The following is a 624-nucleotide window of genomic DNA, read 5'->3' as shown; positions in this document are numbered from 1 at the left end:
GGAAGTGCCGAATAGCTATGTTTTTTACTGGACAGAATATAGCGGTACCAGCGCCTGGGGCTACAGTTTTACTGAAAATACAAAAGGGTGTGATACCGATTTCGTAACATTACCGATGATAATAAATTGGCCGGATATGCAACCTGGTGATAAATCACTATGGTATAAGAAAAAAGAAAATTTTGGTGGAATAAGAGTAAGTATTCACCCGTTAAAACGACCTGACACCGATATGGATTATAAGCGTGATGTTTATCTTGAAAAACAAAATGATAAAGTATTTGAACCTGTGGTTGATCTTGATGAATTAGAATTGTTTTCTGTCAAGGTAACCAAAAAAATAATTAGAAAAAACACAATGGACAAAAAAAATCATTATTGGCTAGATAAGGATGTCATTACTTATTACTGGTCAGAGGTTGATGGGCGAGTACCGGTAGTATTTGACTGTAAGTGGTTACCGATGAAGAAAATATATTATCTTTGTGAAGCTTGGTTTATCATGCCGGAGATAGGCTCACTGGTTAGGGTTATTTTCACCATAGATAAACTTCCTCAGTGGCAAGCTATTGTGAATAATACTCAGCAATTTATTTTATCGCATATTAAACGTTAAGGAAGGTA

General features: G+C 35.4%; 1 protein-coding gene. It reads left to right on the top strand.

Translation table 11 applies throughout. The features are described 5' to 3' along the window. On the top strand, positions 1-616 hold a 616-nt coding region (locus tag AEP37_RS26850; protein WP_049615685.1), incomplete at its 5' end, for a hypothetical protein. Positions 617-624 lie beyond the last annotated feature (8 nt).

Source organism: Yersinia pekkanenii (genome assembly GCF_001152565.1).
Lineage (GTDB): Bacteria > Pseudomonadota > Gammaproteobacteria > Enterobacterales > Enterobacteriaceae > Yersinia > Yersinia pekkanenii.
The sequence above is the reverse complement of the archived record's forward strand: the minus strand, read 5'-3'. Positions and strand labels throughout refer to the sequence as shown.